This is a genomic window from Candidatus Magnetobacterium casense (assembly GCF_019173545.1).
Classification (GTDB): Bacteria; Nitrospirota; Thermodesulfovibrionia; order Thermodesulfovibrionales; family Magnetobacteriaceae; genus Magnetobacterium; species Magnetobacterium cryptolimnobacter.
In genome coordinates this window covers 1-2,454 of record NZ_JABXWD010000458.1, presented here as the reverse complement: position 1 = coordinate 2,454, position 2,454 = coordinate 1, and the positions used below count along the sequence as shown (strand labels likewise).

General features: G+C 55.2%; 6 protein-coding genes. All 6 read left to right on the top strand.

What is annotated here, in order from left to right:
- Positions 1-207, top strand: a 207-nt coding sequence (locus HWQ67_RS16315) for a hypothetical protein (RefSeq protein ID WP_218253746.1), incomplete at its 5' end; no start/stop codon positions are given.
- Positions 207-398 (top strand): hypothetical protein, encoded by a 192-nt coding sequence (locus tag HWQ67_RS16310; protein ID WP_218253745.1) that lies wholly within the window; start codon positions 207-209, stop codon positions 396-398. The genes HWQ67_RS16315 and HWQ67_RS16310, both read left to right, overlap by 1 nt.
- A gap of 271 nt (positions 399-669) precedes the next feature.
- Positions 670-1,215, top strand: a complete 546-nt coding sequence (locus HWQ67_RS16305) for a PD-(D/E)XK nuclease family protein (protein WP_218253744.1) — start codon at positions 670-672, stop codon at positions 1,213-1,215.
- Positions 1,202-1,429 (top strand): hypothetical protein, encoded by a 228-nt coding sequence (locus HWQ67_RS16300; RefSeq protein ID WP_218253743.1) that lies wholly within the window; start codon positions 1,202-1,204, stop codon positions 1,427-1,429. The genes HWQ67_RS16305 and HWQ67_RS16300 overlap by 14 nt, the downstream gene beginning before the upstream one ends.
- Positions 1,422-1,913 (top strand): hypothetical protein, encoded by a 492-nt coding sequence (locus HWQ67_RS16295; protein ID WP_218253742.1) that lies wholly within the window; start codon positions 1,422-1,424, stop codon positions 1,911-1,913. Before HWQ67_RS16300 ends, HWQ67_RS16295 begins: the two co-directional genes overlap by 8 nt.
- 1 nt (position 1,914) lies before the next feature.
- Positions 1,915-2,394 carry a hypothetical protein gene (locus tag HWQ67_RS16290; RefSeq protein WP_218253741.1) on the top strand — a complete coding sequence of 160 codons (480 nt, stop codon included), beginning with the start codon at positions 1,915-1,917 and terminating at the stop codon, positions 2,392-2,394.
- The last annotated feature ends 60 nt before the right edge of the window (positions 2,395-2,454 follow it).

Here is a 2,454-nt window from a genome sequence, read left to right as displayed (position 1 = left end):
ACATGGACCGATTGGGTACGGTACGAGAGCAAGGCTAAGTATCAGTGCCGGAGATGCGCTGACAGGATGACCGAGGATGATTACGCCTGGCAGGATGGGCTCTGCGAGGACTGTTCCTGCACCCATTGCCGGAAGCGGGAACGGGAGCCCGGCATGATGGAATGCTGCGAGTGCTACGATATGTTGCACCCGGAGGATATGCTGTAATGCCCATCACCCGCCTCATCTGCCCCAACTGCTCCACCGAATGCTCGGCCTATGTGTTCTATGATGAGTTAGGTAGGGAGCATATTGTAGTGGGTGACGGGGATTCCATTCGGTGGCTTGGGGTAATGTTTGTGAGGGCAGACTTGTGGAAGTCCCATGTGAAAAAGGAGTCACCCCTTGCCGATAAATAGACTCATCTGCCCGGCCTGCGGGGAGACTGATACTGGACACTTTGCCGCTGCGGCAATGGGTTCAGTCAAGTGCCCCCTATCGCCCTCCGAGATTAACTGGTACCGCTGGATTGTCAACCATGAGATGGGTGACACCCTACATTGTAGTGGCCGCCTGACCCCGACCCGGCTGCTCACCTGCCCCCGCGAGGTTCTGCTGGAGGACTTCCTACCCTACACCTTCAATGTGGCATTCGGCCACTCCCCCGCTTGCGGGACCAAGATCCACGAAGTGACATCCGCTACGCCTCTCCGGCTGGTGGGCAGCCTGTTCGGGTTGGAGTTTGAGGGCGAGTGTGACAATGCGGTGCAGTTGCCGGATGGCTCCTGGTGGATAGACGATACCAAGTTCCACTCGGATTACCGGATGAGCAGGCTATCCAAGGAGGAGGTCTCCCCCGAGTTGCGGGTGCAGTTGAGCATCTACAAGATACTGTTCGAGCAGATGGGTAAGGGGCAGGTTACCCGCCTGACCGCCTCCCACATGAGCCCATTCTTCGGCTTCATGGTGCAGGAGGTTCCCGCCATGACCGAGGAGGAGATTGGGGAAGTCCGCCCCCTCGGGAATCCCTTCACCGTCCGGCAGATTGCGGGGTTCTATCAGAATGCGCTGGCGGAACTCCACAACCCCAAGTATGTCACCCAGTCCTATGAGACTCATGCCCACAAGATAGCCGATGCCTGCCCCAGGGTGGGCCTGGAGATGCTGAAGAATAAGACCAGCTCATGGCTCTGTGACCACTGTAATGTGCGTGAGGTGTGCAATGCCCTCGGATAGCCGCTGGCAGTCCCGTCCCTGTCCCCGCTGTAAGCAGCCCATCCACCTGATAGACACCCCGGTGGGCCTCCACCTGGCCCTGCTGGAGTGCCTGGATGGCTGTACCAGCCGGGAGCGATTCCTCGCTAATAAGGATTGGCTTATTATCGAACGGGGAGTTATGTTACCGCTGGGGGTGAACTGGCGGATTCAACGGGAGATGCCACTTGGCTAAGTTCACATGGGGTACCAGTAGTATTGTGATCGATTCCAGGGAACAGTTACCGTACATATTTGTTGGTCATCCGACCATAGTTAGTGGTATCAAGACAGGGGATTACTCTGTCACCGGCATGGAGGACCGGGTGTGTGTGGAGCGGAAGAGTCAGGCGGACTACTGGGGGTGTCTCGGGAAGTCCCGGCCACGGTTCATCAAGGAGCTGGAGCGGCTACAGGCCATACCATGGTCGCTGGTGGTGATCGAGGCCAGCCTTGCTCAAGTCCGAGAGGGCCTGTTCTACTATACCGGGGACTATGAAGGTGCCCGCAAGTCCCGTATCCCCGGCACCGCAGCCCTCAACTCCGCCCTGCTGTGGATGCTGGAGTACCCTAATGTTCGGTTTCAATTTGCCGGGTCGCGGGAGGAGGGGGAGTGGCTAACGCTCAACTGGCTGATGATGGCTCTACGATATCAACGACATAGAGAGAAGGAGGAGTGAGATGGGACTTGATATTACCTACTACAGAGACTGTAAGAGGGTGGGAGAGAATAAAGAGTGTGAGGATTGGGAAAGGGGGCATCATCATGTCTATTCACCATATTCTGGTATGGAGATTAGGCTAGACGGTGCTGTTCCTGGATGTTATGTTGGTACAGAATGTGGTTCATTTAGGGCTGGATCATACTCCGGGTACAATGAATGGCGCAGTGAGTTGTGTCACCGAGCCTTGTCATCAAGTCCGAATGAGGTGTGGGAAAACGAAGGTAAATATGCCGGTAAACCATTTGTTGAGTTAATTGCCTTTTCCGATTGTGAGGGCGCTATTGGCCCCAAGACGAGCGCTAAACTATCCAAAGACTTTACTAGCTGTCGTGATTTGGTTTGCGATGGCGCAGACGAGTATTTTGTAGAAAAGTATGACGACTGGGCCAGTGCCTTTGAATCAGCCCAGCACGATGGATTTGTAATATTTCACTGATGATGGCACTGAGGTATCAGAGGCATAGGGACAAGGAGGTTACCAATGGGATGTGATGTT

Bases quoted from the DNA above. Each gene is read 5' to 3' on its own strand.
- HWQ67_RS16310 (WP_218253745.1), top strand. From the start codon at position 207: ATGCCCATCACCCGCCTCATCTGCCCCAACTGCTCCACCGAATGCTCG.
- HWQ67_RS16290 (WP_218253741.1), top strand. From the start codon at position 1,915: ATGGGACTTGATATTACCTACTACAGAGACTGTAAGAGGGTGGGAGAG.
- HWQ67_RS16300 (WP_218253743.1), top strand. From the start codon at position 1,202: ATGCCCTCGGATAGCCGCTGGCAGTCCCGTCCCTGTCCCCGCTGTAAG.